Annotated in this window: 18 protein-coding genes; 15 read left to right on the plus strand and 3 right to left on the minus strand. The window is 43.1% G+C overall.

Features of this window, described 5'->3' with window-relative positions; genetic code table 11:
- The first annotated feature begins 154 nt into the window (after positions 1-154).
- From tkt to NH153_RS09545, 7 genes are all read left to right on the plus strand, one after another.
- Positions 155-2,146, plus strand: coding sequence for a transketolase (gene tkt, locus NH153_RS09515; protein WP_063703217.1), 1,992 nt, complete (start codon positions 155-157; stop codon positions 2,144-2,146).
- A gap of 284 nt (positions 2,147-2,430) precedes the next feature.
- The gene (locus NH153_RS09520) at positions 2,431-2,853 is read left to right on the plus strand and encodes a hypothetical protein (protein ID WP_063703219.1); all 423 of its coding nucleotides are present in this window, start codon (positions 2,431-2,433) and stop codon (positions 2,851-2,853) included.
- An 88-nt stretch (positions 2,854-2,941) separates the two neighbouring features.
- Positions 2,942-3,208 carry a hypothetical protein gene (locus NH153_RS09525; protein WP_063703221.1) on the plus strand — a complete coding sequence of 89 codons (267 nt, stop codon included), beginning with the start codon at positions 2,942-2,944 and terminating at the stop codon, positions 3,206-3,208.
- Positions 3,209-3,216: 8 nt separating this feature from the next.
- Entirely contained in the window at positions 3,217-3,642 is a 426-nt protein-coding gene (locus NH153_RS09530; protein WP_063703223.1) for a hypothetical protein, read from the plus strand.
- Positions 3,643-3,923: 281 nt separating this feature from the next.
- Complete coding sequence (gene ppnP / locus NH153_RS09535; RefSeq protein WP_063703225.1) at positions 3,924-4,235, plus strand: pyrimidine/purine nucleoside phosphorylase; 312 nt, start codon at positions 3,924-3,926, stop codon at positions 4,233-4,235.
- A 182-nt stretch (positions 4,236-4,417) separates the two neighbouring features.
- Complete coding sequence (gene hpf, locus NH153_RS09540) at positions 4,418-4,774, plus strand: ribosome hibernation-promoting factor, HPF/YfiA family (protein ID WP_063703227.1); 357 nt, start codon at positions 4,418-4,420, stop codon at positions 4,772-4,774.
- A gap of 441 nt (positions 4,775-5,215) precedes the next feature.
- A complete protein-coding gene (locus tag NH153_RS09545) occupies positions 5,216-6,448 on the plus strand; it encodes an NRAMP family divalent metal transporter (RefSeq protein ID WP_063703229.1) in 1,233 nt (410 codons plus the stop codon).
- 183 nt (positions 6,449-6,631) lie between these two features.
- On the opposite strand, the gene NH153_RS09550 is transcribed toward NH153_RS09545, so the two are convergent.
- The 3 genes from NH153_RS09550 to NH153_RS09560 are packed head-to-tail and all read right to left on the minus strand — an operon-like array spanning position 6,632 to position 8,940.
- Positions 6,632-7,819: a vWA domain-containing protein gene (locus NH153_RS09550; RefSeq protein WP_063703231.1), complete on the minus strand. Its 1,188-nt coding sequence runs from the start codon at positions 7,817-7,819 to the stop codon at positions 6,632-6,634.
- Between the two features lies 1 nt (position 7,820).
- Complete coding sequence (locus NH153_RS09555) at positions 7,821-8,669, minus strand: AAA family ATPase (RefSeq protein ID WP_063703233.1); 849 nt, start codon at positions 8,667-8,669, stop codon at positions 7,821-7,823.
- Between the two features lie 52 nt (positions 8,670-8,721).
- Positions 8,722-8,940, minus strand: a complete 219-nt coding sequence (locus NH153_RS09560) for a DUF1653 domain-containing protein (RefSeq protein WP_063703235.1) — start codon at positions 8,938-8,940, stop codon at positions 8,722-8,724.
- Between the two features lie 78 nt (positions 8,941-9,018).
- Between NH153_RS09560 and NH153_RS09565 the strand changes: the two genes are divergently transcribed.
- Genes NH153_RS09565 through NH153_RS09600 form a run of 8 tightly spaced genes read left to right on the plus strand, consistent with a single transcriptional unit; the run spans position 9,019 to position 14,094 of the window.
- Positions 9,019-9,501: a DUF2947 domain-containing protein gene (locus NH153_RS09565; protein WP_063703236.1), complete on the plus strand. Its 483-nt coding sequence runs from the start codon at positions 9,019-9,021 to the stop codon at positions 9,499-9,501.
- A gap of 59 nt (positions 9,502-9,560) precedes the next feature.
- Complete coding sequence (locus NH153_RS09570; RefSeq protein WP_063703237.1) at positions 9,561-10,193, plus strand: hypothetical protein; 633 nt, start codon at positions 9,561-9,563, stop codon at positions 10,191-10,193.
- Positions 10,194-10,215: 22 nt separating this feature from the next.
- Positions 10,216-10,506, plus strand: coding sequence for a cell division protein FtsB (gene ftsB, locus NH153_RS09575; protein ID WP_063703238.1), 291 nt, complete (start codon positions 10,216-10,218; stop codon positions 10,504-10,506).
- Positions 10,496-11,197: a 2-C-methyl-D-erythritol 4-phosphate cytidylyltransferase gene (gene ispD, locus NH153_RS09580; RefSeq protein WP_063703239.1), complete on the plus strand. Its 702-nt coding sequence runs from the start codon at positions 10,496-10,498 to the stop codon at positions 11,195-11,197. Before ftsB ends, ispD begins: the two co-directional genes overlap by 11 nt.
- A complete protein-coding gene (gene ispF, locus NH153_RS09585; RefSeq protein WP_063703240.1) occupies positions 11,194-11,676 on the plus strand; it encodes a 2-C-methyl-D-erythritol 2,4-cyclodiphosphate synthase in 483 nt (160 codons plus the stop codon). Before ispD ends, ispF begins: the two co-directional genes overlap by 4 nt.
- The gene (gene truD, locus NH153_RS09590) at positions 11,673-12,701 is read left to right on the plus strand and encodes a tRNA pseudouridine(13) synthase TruD (RefSeq protein WP_063703241.1); all 1,029 of its coding nucleotides are present in this window, start codon (positions 11,673-11,675) and stop codon (positions 12,699-12,701) included. Before ispF ends, truD begins: the two co-directional genes overlap by 4 nt.
- Entirely contained in the window at positions 12,702-13,466 is a 765-nt protein-coding gene (gene surE / locus NH153_RS09595) for a 5'/3'-nucleotidase SurE (protein ID WP_054551143.1), read from the plus strand.
- Positions 13,456-14,094 carry a protein-L-isoaspartate(D-aspartate) O-methyltransferase gene (locus tag NH153_RS09600; RefSeq protein ID WP_063703242.1) on the plus strand — a complete coding sequence of 213 codons (639 nt, stop codon included), beginning with the start codon at positions 13,456-13,458 and terminating at the stop codon, positions 14,092-14,094. The genes surE and NH153_RS09600 overlap by 11 nt, the downstream gene beginning before the upstream one ends.
- Positions 14,095-14,104: the final 10 nt, after the last annotated feature.

Here is a 14,104-nt window from a genome sequence, read left to right on the forward strand (position 1 = left end):
ACGTCCATTTAAAATTACTAATAACGTATTGTTCTTAATAAACGCCCATAATTGGTGCATTTAATGCGGATTTTTAATTGCACTGTACCCTTACAATAAGTAAGAATGGGGCTTCATAAACAACCAGCGCAAATACATAAAGGTAGGAGAATTCATGCCATCACGCAAAGAACTTGCAAATGCTATTCGCGTCTTATCAATGGACGCAGTACAACAGGCCAAATCTGGTCACCCTGGGGCCCCTATGGGCATGGCAGATATCGCAGAAGTACTATGGCGCGATTATCTAAAGCATAATCCAACAAATCCAGAGTGGGCAGACCGAGATCGATTTATTCTTTCTAACGGCCACGGTTCAATGCTGATCTATTCTCTACTGCACTTAAGTGGCTATGACTTACCACTAGAGGAAATTAAAAACTTCCGTCAAATGCACTCAAAAACACCGGGTCACCCAGAATATGGTTATGCACCGGGTATTGAGACTACTACGGGCCCATTAGGTCAAGGGATCACAAATGCTGTGGGCATGGCAATTGCCGAAAAAGCGCTTGCTGCACAGTTTAACCGTGAAGGTCACGATATTGTTGACCACTTCACGTATGCATTCATGGGCGATGGCTGTTTAATGGAAGGTATTTCACATGAAGCCTGTTCATTAGCGGGTACATTAGGCCTAGGTAAACTAGTTGCGTTTTGGGATGACAACGGCATCTCAATTGATGGTGAAGTAGAAGGTTGGTTCAGCGATGACACGCCAGCGCGCTTTAAAGCATACGGCTGGCACGTAGTAAGCGATGTAGATGGTCATAACCCAGATGCAATTCGCGCCGCTATCGAAGAAGCGCGTAGCATCACCGATAAGCCATCATTAATCTGTTGTAAAACAATCATTGGTTACGGTTCACCTAATAAATCAGGTAGCCATGACTGTCACGGTGCACCACTAGGTGAAGACGAAATCAAAGCATCTCGTGAATTCCTAGGTTGGACTGGCGAAGCATTTGAAATTCCAGCTGAAATCTACAGCGAGTGGGATGGCAAAGAAAAAGGTAAGCAACTAGAAGCTAGCTGGGACGAAAAGTTTGCCGCTTACGCAAGTGCATACCCTGAACTTGCTGCTGAGTTTACTCGCCGTACCAATGGTGAATTACCAGCTGATTGGGCTGAAAAGTCACAAGCTTACATCGAAGAGCTACAAGCAAACCCAGCAAACCCAGCAACACGTAAAGCATCACAAAATGCATTAAATGCGTTTGGTCCGTTACTACCAGAATTCATGGGTGGCTCTGCTGACCTTGCTGGTTCTAACTTAACACTTTGGGATGGTTCAAAAGGCTTAGAAGCAAACGATGCAAGCGGTAACTACATTTTCTACGGTGTACGTGAATTTGGTATGTCAGCGATTATGAATGGTATTGCACTACATAAAGGCTTTATTCCTTACGGTGCTACATTCTTAATGTTTATGGAATACGCACGCAATGCAGTACGTATGGCCGCATTAATGAAGCAGCCAAGCATCTTTGTATACACGCACGACTCAATTGGTCTAGGTGAAGATGGTCCAACGCACCAACCGGTAGAGCAAATCGCAAGTATGCGTTTAACGCCTAACCTAGTGAACTGGCGTCCATGTGACCAAGTTGAGTCAGCGATTGCATGGCAACAAGCAATTGAGCGTAAAGATGGCCCAACGTCACTGATTTTCACTCGTCAAGGCCTTGAGCAACAAGCGCGTACTGCACAGCAGTTAGCCGATGTGAAAAAAGGTGGTTACGTACTTAGCTGTGACGGTGAGCCAGAGCTTATCCTTATTGCAACAGGTTCTGAAGTACAGCTTGCACAAGATGCCGCTGCAGAACTTCGTTCACAAGGTAAAAAAGTACGCGTGGTATCTATGCCTTCAACTGATTTATTTGATGAGCAAGACGCTGCATATAAAGAAAGCGTACTACCTGCAAGCGTAACGCGCCGCGTAGCAATCGAAGCGGGTATCGCAGACTACTGGTACAAGTATGTAGGCCTAAATGGCGCAGTAGTAGGTATGACGACCTTCGGTGAGTCTGCTCCTGCTGATGAGCTATTCAAGCACTTTGGTTTCACTGTTGAAAACATCGTAAACAAAGCAAACGCTTTGTTCTAAGCTTTAGCCGCTAAAATTTAAAAGCCCGCCCTGTAAAACCACAGCGCGGGCTTTTTTATGCCCCGTAGGTTGGGTAGAACGGAGTGAAACCCAACGGTTTTAGCTCTCAGCCGTCAGCCATCAGCTTTAAAAACCCTCACCGTAGGCGTGAAATTTATTTCGCGCGGAAATTGTGTCTAGCTATTAACTAATAGCTTTGATATTAATAGGCTATAAAACAAGCAAAAAAGCCGCGATAAAACGCCTATTTGTTTTTTACTTATATTTTCGGCTCAAGGATGGTTATGAAAAGTTATCCAAAAGTGTTGGACCCTAATAAAGTCGGCGAATATGCTGGTTTGGCAAAATCTGGTGGTGGTTACGTGTGGGATGAGGTACTAGAATATCGAGTTTGGTGCCACCCTCATAACGGTGCTCCTGATTTAGAAGAGGGGAGCGATTATTACTATGCTTTCGACACTTACGAAGAAGCACTGGAATGTAGTAATGACATACCTGGAGCTGAAGAGCCACTAGCATTAATTCTCCAGCGTGAATATATAGATGAGCCATCAACAGGCCAGTATAAGCATGTGAAAGAAGAAAGGATCACTGAATGGCCAGTACAATTTCTTGAACGGCCAAGAAGAACCGAATCGACTATTCCCAATTTTATGTCTATTGATGCACCAGAAAATAAACTGGATATCATTCGTGGTATTGCTTAAATGTAATATCCGCCAAACCTTGTATGGCTTAGGCGTACAAACAACGAATCAAGGTTAATCCCCAATAGTTAGGTTGGTGTGTTTCATCATGAAAAAATCACATAAAAGAATAATTTCTTCAATATCTTCGTTAATAGGTTTGCTTGTCGGGTTCAAGCTAATGGACTTTCTAAGAAGTGATAGATGCCTAGATTTAGGTGGCAGCTTAACAAATTGGGGGGCGTGTGATTTTGGTGATGCAAGAGCAGAAGTAATACCCCTTGGCTTGCCCTCATTGGCTTTAGTAATGACTGTAAGCATTGTTATCTACATTGTAGTAAATTATTTTATAAAGCAAGTTTTTAAATCTTTTTAAAGATCTCAATGGAAGAACCTACAATCTCAGCAATGATGGAAGCATATTCTTTAGATGCTGTTGATTACGCTAAGAGTCATTTTGATATAACACTAGACTTTACGGAGTCGAGTGTTGAAAAAGTTGAACTCATAGTGTCAAAACTATATGACAGTATACCTAGGAGTTTTTTATCTAAATTGTTCTATGACAGCCCAAGTGATGATGAAATAGAAACTATCAGTAAGGTGTTAGGTGCGTACATAGGTGAAGTTTTCATCCAAGAGCACGGTGGTGTCTGGGGTTATAACGAGCAATTGTTAACGTTAGGAATTCAAAGTGGTGATAACTGGCTTTTTCCATGTACAAAAGTATTTAAACGATTAACAAAGGGTGAAGAAGATAGCTTAATTTGTTTCTATGAAATAGCTAAAAAACAATCTTGGGGGTCTTAATTTACTTCATACGAAGATAACAAAATCTATACTTCTTAAAACAATGAGAATTGCAATTTATTACAGCTCAGAATTCGATGACTCTGCATAGATACTCTTTCTCGTAGTGTTTAACTTGACGCGCTAAAGCACGACCTACCACAATTGCACGAGCTGCTCAAAACTGACAGCTTATGGCTTACAGCTAACCCGACTTGATTATTTCTCACTCAGTCCCCCTTGAATGCTAAACCGACAACTGGCACTGTCTGTAGCTTAATAATAAAACAACAGGAGTGAGGATGTCTCAGTTTGATAATGTAAGTGTGCTGAAAAAAGCCAATGTGTATTTTGACGGTAAAGTGTCTAGCCGTACTGTGGTATTTGCTGATGGCAGCACGAAAACGTTAGGCTTTATGCAACCGGGTGAGTTTGAGTTTGCAACAAGCCAAAAAGAGTTGATGGAGCTTAACAGTGGCAGTTGGCAAGTGCTATTACCCGGTGAGAGCGAATGGCAAACGATGCAAGCAGGGGAGTCATTTACAGTTGATGCGAATGTGAGCTTTCAAGTAAAAGTGAGCGAGTTTGCAGATTACTGTTGTTCGTACAGTTAGTGAATAGTTGTTAACCTCTCTAAAAAGCCCGTGTTCTGCGGGCTTTTGCATATTTTATCCGCAACGCATGATCTAAATCATCTATGGTTACAATCAATTACTAAATATCTGCAATTTTTGCTTGTGTTAATTCAATTCGCCCCCAATACTGATTATGAGGTAACAAGAAAAAAGGATACCCTATGAAGATTAATATTTCTGGTCATCATGTTGACGTTACTGAGGCTGTTAGAGCTCATATCAACGAGAAATTCTCGAAAATTGCTAGCCATTTTCCATCATTAATATCACTTGATATTATTCTTTCAAAAGAACATCACAAACACCAAGCTGAGATCAGCACAACCTATGAAGGTGCGCGTTTATCAGTAAAAGGTGAGGACGAGGTGATGTACCCAGCAATTGCAAATGCTGCAAAAAAACTTGATGCATCACTGAAACATCGTAAAGGGCAAATGAAAGCCAAACTACACGAAAAGCCGGTCAGTACTACACCGGAAATTGCCCACGAAATCATTCAGGAAATGAACCTGACCTAATCACAGAGCGCTAGCCTAAGCGGCTAGACTTAAAACTAAATCTGAAAAAGCCAACCGTTGCGAAACGCTTGGCTTTTTTGGTTTTAATATTTAGCCGTCAGATTGAAGTTCCAAAAGTTAGCGAGTTGCTAGGGGAAAGAGTAAAGTTAATGAGTTAGAAAGAGTAAAGGGGAAAGTTTGCGAGATACGAGACGTAGGAGGCGTTTTAACGCCGAACAAACATGGAGATATCAGATATCAGTCGTTAGAAGTCAGATTTTAAAAACAACGGTTTGACACAAGTGGTAGGCAGTCTAGTGTTGCTAACTTGCTAACTTGCTAACTTGCTAACTTGCTAACTTGCTAACTTGCTAACTTGCTAACTTGCTAACTTGCTCTGCTTCCAATCTCACCTAAAACGCTGTAAGTTGCTTGTTACTAAGAATAAAACACACAAAGCATATGCAATCAGCAGTATCAAATTGGCAATCTAAATTAAATGCATTAGGGCCGGGAATTTTAATGGCCACAGCCGCCATAGGTGGCTCACATTTAGTGGCGTCAACACAAGCCGGGTCGTTATTCGGCTGGCAGCTATTTTGGCTAATCATAGTAGTTAATGTATTGAAATATCCATTCTTTCGATTCGGTATGGAGTACACCCTTGCGACCAAACAAAGTTTAGTTGAGGGCTACAAGCAAAAAGGGCCGGGGTATTTCTATAGTTTTATTGCGCTCAATATTGTCGCCGCGGTAGTAAATACTGCGGGGGTTTTATTATTAACGGCCAGCCTGCTGCACTACGCATTGCCTATCACTGTTTCTGTAACCTTATTATGTTGGCTGATTTTGGCTGTGTGTTTGCTCATTTTATTATTAGGGCACTTTAAGGCGCTCGATAATGTTTCAAAGCTCATTATGGGGCTGCTAACAGTTACCACTTTAGCTGCACTTGTTGTTGCTATTAATAATGGCCCGATGGCGCCTGTTGACTATGTGGGCCCGTCGCCGTATGAACTTGCTATGCTTGGCTTTATGGTCGCGCTCATGGGCTGGATGCCTGCGCCTATCGAAATATCAGCAATTAGCTCACTGTGGCTAAAAGAAAAGCAGCATCAACAAGTCGTGACAAAGCAACAAGGCTTGTTTGACTTTAATTTGGGCTACTGGCTTACCGCAGCACTTGCGTTAGTGTTTTTCTCATTAGGTGTGTTAGTGCAATATGGCCAAGCACAGGCAGTGCAATTAGGTGGAGTCGCCTTTGCAAAGCAATTAATTGATATGTATGCCCTTACCATGGGCGAGTGGGCAAGGCCTTTGGTTTCAGGAATCGCATTTTTATGTATGTTTGGCACCACGCTAACAGTGCTTGATGGCTACGCCAGAACATTAAATGAGTCACATAAACTGCTACCGATTAAACAATCTAAACACAGTTTAAACATGTGGTTATTACTGCAAGCATTTGCTGGCATGGCAGTGATTTTATTCTTTAAATCAGCCCTTGGCCCAATGCTTACTTTTGCTATGACCCTCGCTTTTGTAACCACTCCTGTATTTGCGTGGCTGAACTTTAGTTTAGTGCGCTCAGAACCCAGCATTCATCACTCACCTTTATTACGCACCCTAAGCTGGCTAGGCTTGGTTTATTTAGTGGGCTTTGCGCTAGTGTTTTTGGTTTGGAAACTCGCTTAGTTAGCGAGTTACAAGGGGAAAGAGTAAAGTTAGAGCTGTCAGATTGACAGTTAGCGAGTTACTAGGGGAAAGAGTAAAGTTGTCGAGCTGCTTGACTTAGATACTAGGTATTTTAGAGTTTCTAACTTTCTAACTTTCTAACTTTCTAACTTTCTAACTTTCTAACTTTCTAACTTTCTAACTCTAACTCAACTCCCTAATCGCATTACTAATCCCATCTAGGGTGAGTGGGTACATGCGGTTGTCCATTAACTGCTTTATAAAATCAATTGATTGATAATAGCGCCAGTGTTCAACGGGTTGCGGGTTGAGCCAAGCGACTTTATCAAAGTGATTGGTTATGCGGTTTAGCCAAGCGCTGCCGGGTTCTTCATTCCAATGCTCAACGCTGCCTCCAGGGTAGGCGATTTCGTAGGGACCCATGGTGGCATCGCCAACAAAGATCACCTTGTAGTCGCTGGTGAACTTGTTAATCAAGGTCATGGTATCAATGACGTTAGAGTGACGACGCTGATTATCTTGCCAAACATGCTCATACAAACAGTTATGAAAATAGTAAAACTCAAGGTGCTTAAACTCGCTGTGAGCAGCGCTAAATAGCTCTTCGCAGGTATGAATGTAATCATCCATTGAACCGCCGATATCAAATAGCATCAATACTTTTACTGCATTGTGGCGCTCAGGTGCCATTTTCACATCCAACATACCGCCTTGCTTTGCAGTTGCGCGGATGGTTTCGGTTAAATCGAGGGTATCGCTGGCGCCAGTACGGGCAAATTTACGCAGTTTTTTTAGAGCGAGTTTAATGGTGCGCGAGCCGATTTCACGGTCACTATCAAGGTTTCGGTAGCTGCGTTTATCCCACACTTTTACCGCGCGGCGATGTCGGTTACCGTCTTGACCAATACGCACACCTTCAGGGTTATACCCATAGGCGCCAAATGGTGAAGTGCCACCTGTACCCACCCACTTATTGCCCCCTGCATGGCGCTTTTGCTGCTCTTCAAGGCGTTGCTTGAGGGTTTCCATGAGTTTATCAAGGCCGCCCATGGCTTGTAGTTGCGCTTTTTCTTCTTCGCTTAAGTGCTTTTCAAACTCTTTACGCAACCAATCATCAGGCAAGGCATGTTGCTGTTTTAAGCTTTCGAGCAGATCAAGGTCGGCAACTCCACTAAAGTAATCAGCAAAGGCTTTATCAAAACGGTCGAAATGGGTTTCATCTTTAACCATGATGGTACGCGCTAAATAATAAAACGCGTCAACATCGGCAAAAATAACTCCTTGCTTGAGCGCATTGATCAAATCAAGTAGCTCTCGCAAACTTACTGGTAAGCGGTATTCGCGAAGCTTAAAGAAAAACGCAATTAACATCTTAACGGCGGCTCATAAACGCAAGTTTTTCGATTAAGCTAATGTCTTGCTCGTTCTTTAATAGTGCTCCAAACATGGGCATTAAGCCGCCTTTTTGGCTTTTATCATGCAGTGTTTTAGCATCAATATCTTCGGCCATCAGTAGCTTTAACCAGTCGAGTAATTCGCTGGTTGATGGTTTTTTCTTAATGCCGTTTACTTCACGTAGATTAAAGAACACCTCAAGTGCTTGGCGTACTAAATCTTGTTTAACATGCGGGTGATGCACATCGATAATTTGCGCCATTTCTTCACTACTTGGAAAATCAATGTAATGGAAAAAACAACGACGTAAAAAGGCATCTGGCAGCTCTTTTTCGTTATTTGACGTGATGATCACAATCGGGCGTTGCTTTGCAATAACTCGCTCGCCGGTCTCATAAACATGAAACTCCATTTTATCGAGCTCTAATAGCAAGTCGTTGGGGAATTCAATATCGGCTTTGTCAATTTCATCAATCAATAGCACAGGGCGTTTGTTATGTTGCTCACCATAGGTAAAGGCTTGCCATAATTTCCCTTTTACAATGTAGTTGCTGATATCGTGCACACGCTCATCACCTAACTGGCTGTCGCGAAGACGCGATACCGCATCATATTCATACAGGCCTTGCTGCGCTTTAGTGGTTGATTTGATGTGCCATTGAATTAGCGTGGTGTCTAAACTTTTTGCAAGTTCCTCGGCCAGCATAGTTTTACCTGTGCCGGGTTCACCTTTAATAAGCAGGGGTTTTTCGAGCAAGATCGCTGCGTTAACCGCTTGTTTTAATGAGTTACTGGCAATGTAGTTATCGGTTGAATTAAAAAGCACGATGTCACCTTATCTGGTCTGAGCAGTGATTAATAACGTCATGATGCCACAGTTAGTCGGCGTCTGAAAGGTATGCAAAACGCGGTACCGTTTTGCCCTCTACAGTGACGGTTTCTGTAAACATACTAAGCGGGCGTGCCCACATGCCAAATTCGCCGTAGAGCGCTTGATAAATTACCAGTGTCTCATTCGTTTCGCTATGAGTGGCAACATATTCAACTTTGTATTTTGGACCTTTGTAATGTTGGTAAATCCCGGGTTTGATAGTCATGTGTTTATCTCGCATCTTGGAGTCATTTGGGTATAATTGCAGTTTGCACATTTTACGCTGAAACAAACTGCCTGAACTATGAATTATATTTCGTTAGATGAATACAAAAAAGCCTGGGTTTTTCGTCATAAAGATATGCCGATAAGTAGCGAAGACGCAGCGCAAATAAAACCAATGAGTGCTGAACGCGCTGCTGTTTTATGGACTACCATGGTGAGCCGAGAGCATGATCACCCTGACTTTTTTGATAAAACAGATTGGTGCGGCAAAGACGACAGCTTTTCAGAGACCATTAACTGGGAAAACGCATGGGAAGCGGGCGACGAGCAGTTACCTGAAGAAATCCTAAACCACTTAGCGTGGGAAGCAAACACGACGGTCTATTTTTGTATGGCTCGCGACAATATCATTGAAACCAGCTTTGCCGTTTTTAAGCGTTGTTGGCAAAACTTTATGTTTTTAGCTGATGGTAGTTTGTTACTAGGTAAAAAGCGTGATGCGGTGGTGCAGTTTTTAGAATCTGGTAATGCAAAATTGGGTAAAAAAGGCGCAGTAAAGTAGCGCTCAATAAACGCTCTATGCTATAAAACAGTCAAGCAATTGTTTTATAAGAGCGCGCATTGTCTAAACCAACTTCACAGAGCGAACACTCGCAACAAGCCGAAATTTGGCAAACTGATGCCGATCGTGCTTTGTATGCGCAGTTATGCAATGCATTTTATGCTCGTGAAATCCCGCGTTTGGTAAATGAACCTGATGCTGCAAGGCTAAAGCGCTTATTAGCTAGTTTGCCTTACTATATAGAGCGTTTAGCCATGCGTATAGTTAATGGCGATGCGCCATTGCAGCTAGATTCACAAAACGGCAGTTGGCTTGAAAAACAAAAATCAACGCCACCTGTTTATAATAAAAACGACTCAAAAGACTTTTATAGTCAATATGCTAAGCGCGGGTTAATTGTTCCCGTGCTAATTAATGACGAGCAATGTACAACCGTGCGCATAGACAGCTTAGATCAAGTAAGCGACAATAAGGTACATTGCAACGAGCTTGGTTGGTTTGATACTTCCGGTGAATCGCTAGAAAACGCGCATATTCAATTGCTTAAGCCCGCAAAAGCGGTGATGGCAGCAGCGTGCTGTGGTCATCAATGGCAATTTAATAAACGCATCACACCTAAGCGTTTGTCATTACGAGAAATGCTACTAGCAAGCAATATAAATTGGCGTAATTTAAAACGCCCTTTGACTTAATTTAACCGCGAAGGAGTGTTCAATGCGGGTTTTTCAATTCGCCTTGTTATGTTTGGCTTTATTTCTGCAATATCGTTTATGGTTTGGCCATAATGGTGTGCAAGATTACACTCGTTTGAAACAAGCGGTTACCTCTCATCAAGACACCAATGCTAAATTGTTAAAGCGCAATAAAGTGCTCAAAGCCGATATTGAAGACTTAAAACTCGGTCAAGAGGGCATCGAAGAGCGGGCGCGCAATGAATTAGGAATGATTAAACCTGGCGAAACCTTTATTCGCGTATTACCAGGTCAACAGCAAAATGAACACTAAGCAAACTATCACCGCCATTGTTCCCGCTGCGGGAGTTGGGAGTCGAATGCAGCATTCGGCGCCAAAGCAGTATATTGAACTTGCGGGTAAAACTATTTTAGAACATACCCTGAGTAAACTTGCAGAACTTAACGAATTAAATACCATCAAAGTAGCAGTTAGCGATGATGACGGCTACTTTGCTGATTTACCTCATATTGATAAGCGTATTGAGCGCGTATCTGGTGGTAAAGAGCGCGCTGATTCAGTGCTCAATGCATTGTTATCACTTGCGGATAACCCGCCTGATTGGGTGCTTGTTCACGATGCGGCAAGGCCGTTAGTATGCTTGGCAGATATTCAGCGTTTAATATCTGAATGTATCGCTGCCAATGAAGGCGGTATCTTAGCATCAAAAGTAAAAGACACCATTAAACGCGGTCATACGCACAGTGAACAAACGGTGCCTCGTGATGATTTATGGCAGGCACTCACCCCTCAGTTTTTCCCCTATCAGGCGCTCACAGATGCGCTATCAAGTGCCCTTAAAAATGGTGTGACTATCACGGATGAGGCATCGGCAATTGAATGGGTTAAGCAGCCTGTTAAGCTGGTTGCTGGTCGCAGTGACAACATTAAAATCACCACCCCAGAAGATTTAGATTTAGCAGCATTTTTACTGCAAAAACAACAAAACGAGAGTACCTCATGATTCGAATTGGCCATGGCTTTGATGTACACAAATTTGGCGGCGAAGGCCCGTTGGTGATTTGTGGTGAAAAAATTGATTACCCACAAGGCTTTTTAGCACATTCAGATGGTGATGTTGCCATTCACGCATTGTGTGATGCTATTTTAGGTGCATTAGCAATGGGGGATATTGGCAAGCATTTTCCAGACACTGCGAGCGAATACGAAAATATTGATAGCCGAATTTTACTACGCCACGTGGTTGGGCTTGCTAAAGATCAAGGCTATGTACTTGGTAATGCCGATGTGACGATTGTTGCGCAAGCACCAAAAATGTTGCCGCACATTCAAGCAATGCGTGAAAACTTATGCCAAGACCTTGCAGCTGATATTTCTCAAGTGAATGTGAAAGCAACAACTACTGAGAAGCTTGGGTTTGAAGGTCGCAAAGAAGGTATTTCAAGCCACGCAGTGGTGATTATGAGCAAACAAAGCGCATGAGTGAGTTAAACTACCTTTACGGTAAACCCCTTTCTAAGGCTGACTTTAAAACTCAAGCCGAAGACTTCATGGTTGATGAAGACTTAGGTATTGAGTTTACAGGATCAGGTGAGCATGTTTGCTTGCAGGTTGTAAAAAAAGGCGAAAATACTCAGTTTATTGCTAAACGCATTGCCGAAAAAGCGGGGGTATCTCCACGTGATGTGAGTTATGCAGGCTTAAAAGACCGTCATGGCGTGTGTACACAATGGTTTAGTGTTCCCGTGCCAATTAAAAAACACATAGAATTTAGTGAGTTGAATAACGAGCAATTTTTTGTGGTATCGCAACAGCGTCATAATCGTAAGCTCAGAACTGGCTGCCACAGAGGCAATCGCTTTACCATTACGTTACGCAACGTGACTGAGCCGCTGGATATTTTGTGCCGTATCAACGCGGTGCGCGCCGGTGTGCCTAATTACTTTGGTGAGCAGCGCTTTGGGCATGGTGGTCACAACCTTGAAATGGCAAAACGCATGTTTGCCGGAGAGCGTATCCGCGATAAAAAATTGCGTGGCTTAGTTATTTCAGCTGCACGCTCTTATGTGTTTAATGAAATCGTGAGCATGCGCGTTGCAGAGCATGGCCTTGCAAAAACAATGCACCGCGAAGTGTTTATGCTCAGCGGCAGTAATGCATTTTTTGAAGACAATATTAGTGATGACAATATTGCCCGCCTAGCGTCTGGTGATATTGTGATGTCAGCTCCTATGGTTGGTAAAGGCGAAAAAGGCCTAACCGAAACTGAAAAAGAGTGGCTCGAGCCTTATCAGTCTTGGATAGAGGGTCTTAGCGAACTTGGCCTTAAGAATGAGCGTAGAATGTTACGACTGATCCCAGACTCATTAGCCGTTGAAACGATAGATGAAACGACCTTAAAGTTAAGCTTTGGTTTACCAAAAGGGTGTTTTGCTACCGCCTTGCTGCGTGAGCTGGTGGACTATCAAGATGCAAGCCCTAGAGAACAAAAACAAAAGGATGCGTAAATGAAAATCTTACTAAGCAATGATGATGGTGTGCATGCTAAAGGGATTGCGGTTTTGTATCATGCATTAACGCAAATTGCAGATGTGACCTTAGTGGCGCCAGATCGCAATTGCAGTGGCGCAAGTAATTCATTAACGTTAATGAATCCACTGCGTGCAACCACCCTTGATAATGGCTTTATTTCGATTAATGGCACGCCAACTGATTGTGTGCATTTAGGAGTTAATGAGTTAACCGAGCAGCAGCCCGATTTAGTGGTTGCAGGGATAAACCACGGTGCCAATTTAGGTGATGATACCTTGTATTCAGGTACCGTTGCCGCTGCCACTGAAGGCCGTCACTTAGGGCTACCTGCCATTGCAGTGTCGTTATGTTCTAAAGAAGGAAATCACTTTGAAACTGCCGCAGCGGTTGCGGTAAGTATCATCAAAGAGTTGGCATCGCATCCATTACCGAAAGATCAAATCATCAACTTAAACGTGCCTGATATTCCGCTTACCGAACTAAAAGGGGTCAAAGTAACCCGTTTAGGTTCGCGCCATAAAGCTGAAACCATGACTAAACAACAAGACCCATGGGGCCGCGATATTTATTGGTATGGTACCCTTGGCGCTGAAAGTGATGCAGGGGAAGGCACTGATTTTTATGCCATCAATAATGGATATGCATCAGTCACACCACTCAGTGTTGATATGACGGCGAAAGAAAGCTTACAAGCCGTTGATAGCTGGTTAGCAAATATGGAGATTAATAGTGCTGACTAATTATAATCGCAGTGCACTAGCATTAGCTGAATTATTAAAACGCGAGGGCGTAGAAGACAGTACGGTGCTTGAAGCGATTGCTTCTACACCTAGGCACATCTTTGTTGATGATGTTTTACAGCACAAAGCCTATCAAAATACCGCACTGCCAATCGGGCAAGGGCAAACGATTTCACAACCATACATAGTCGCACGCATGACAGAGCTGCTCCGCTTAGCTGGGGTGCGTGATAAAGTGCTTGAGATAGGCACAGGGTCTGGCTACCAAACGGCGATACTGGCAAAAACCTTTACTAAAGTGTGCTCGGTGGAGCGTATCAAAGCATTGCAATGGCAAGCAAAACGGCGTTTGCACAAACTTGATTTATACAATGTCACCATGAAACATGGTGATGGGTGGCAAGGCTGGCAGTCACAAGCTCCATTTGAGGGAATTATTGTCACAGCAGCAGCTGCTACTATGCCACAAGGGCTTCTTGCACAACTTGCTGATGGGGGCGTTATGATTGCACCTATTGGTGAACAAGATCAGCAATTAATGATGGTCGTTAGAAATGGCGATACATTTACAGAACATAAAGTTGCACCAGTAAGATTTGTACCTTTGGTACCTGGTGATATTGAATAGGACGTTATAC

It is taken from the genome of Pseudoalteromonas gelatinilytica (assembly GCF_001641615.1).
In the GTDB taxonomy this organism is placed as follows: Bacteria; Pseudomonadota; Gammaproteobacteria; order Enterobacterales; family Alteromonadaceae; genus Pseudoalteromonas; species Pseudoalteromonas gelatinilytica.

Bases quoted from the DNA above. Each gene is read 5' to 3' on its own strand.
- ispD (WP_063703239.1), top strand. From the start codon at position 10,496: ATGAACACTAAGCAAACTATCACCGCCATTGTTCCCGCTGCGGGAGTT.
- ppnP (WP_063703225.1), top strand. From the start codon at position 3,924: ATGTCTCAGTTTGATAATGTAAGTGTGCTGAAAAAAGCCAATGTGTAT.
- ftsB (WP_063703238.1), top strand. From the start codon at position 10,216: ATGCGGGTTTTTCAATTCGCCTTGTTATGTTTGGCTTTATTTCTGCAA.
- NH153_RS09550 (WP_063703231.1), bottom strand. From the start codon at position 7,819: ATGTTAATTGCGTTTTTCTTTAAGCTTCGCGAATACCGCTTACCAGTA.
- NH153_RS09520 (WP_063703219.1), top strand. From the start codon at position 2,431: ATGAAAAGTTATCCAAAAGTGTTGGACCCTAATAAAGTCGGCGAATAT.
- surE (WP_054551143.1), top strand. From the start codon at position 12,702: ATGAAAATCTTACTAAGCAATGATGATGGTGTGCATGCTAAAGGGATT.
- NH153_RS09530 (WP_063703223.1), top strand. From the start codon at position 3,217: ATGGAAGAACCTACAATCTCAGCAATGATGGAAGCATATTCTTTAGAT.
- truD (WP_063703241.1), top strand. From the start codon at position 11,673: ATGAGTGAGTTAAACTACCTTTACGGTAAACCCCTTTCTAAGGCTGAC.
- NH153_RS09565 (WP_063703236.1), top strand. From the start codon at position 9,019: ATGAATTATATTTCGTTAGATGAATACAAAAAAGCCTGGGTTTTTCGT.
- hpf (WP_063703227.1), top strand. From the start codon at position 4,418: ATGAAGATTAATATTTCTGGTCATCATGTTGACGTTACTGAGGCTGTT.
- NH153_RS09545 (WP_063703229.1), top strand. From the start codon at position 5,216: ATGCAATCAGCAGTATCAAATTGGCAATCTAAATTAAATGCATTAGGG.
- tkt (WP_063703217.1), top strand. From the start codon at position 155: ATGCCATCACGCAAAGAACTTGCAAATGCTATTCGCGTCTTATCAATG.
- NH153_RS09525 (WP_063703221.1), top strand. From the start codon at position 2,942: ATGAAAAAATCACATAAAAGAATAATTTCTTCAATATCTTCGTTAATA.
- NH153_RS09560 (WP_063703235.1), bottom strand. From the start codon at position 8,940: ATGACTATCAAACCCGGGATTTACCAACATTACAAAGGTCCAAAATAC.
- ispF (WP_063703240.1), top strand. From the start codon at position 11,194: ATGATTCGAATTGGCCATGGCTTTGATGTACACAAATTTGGCGGCGAA.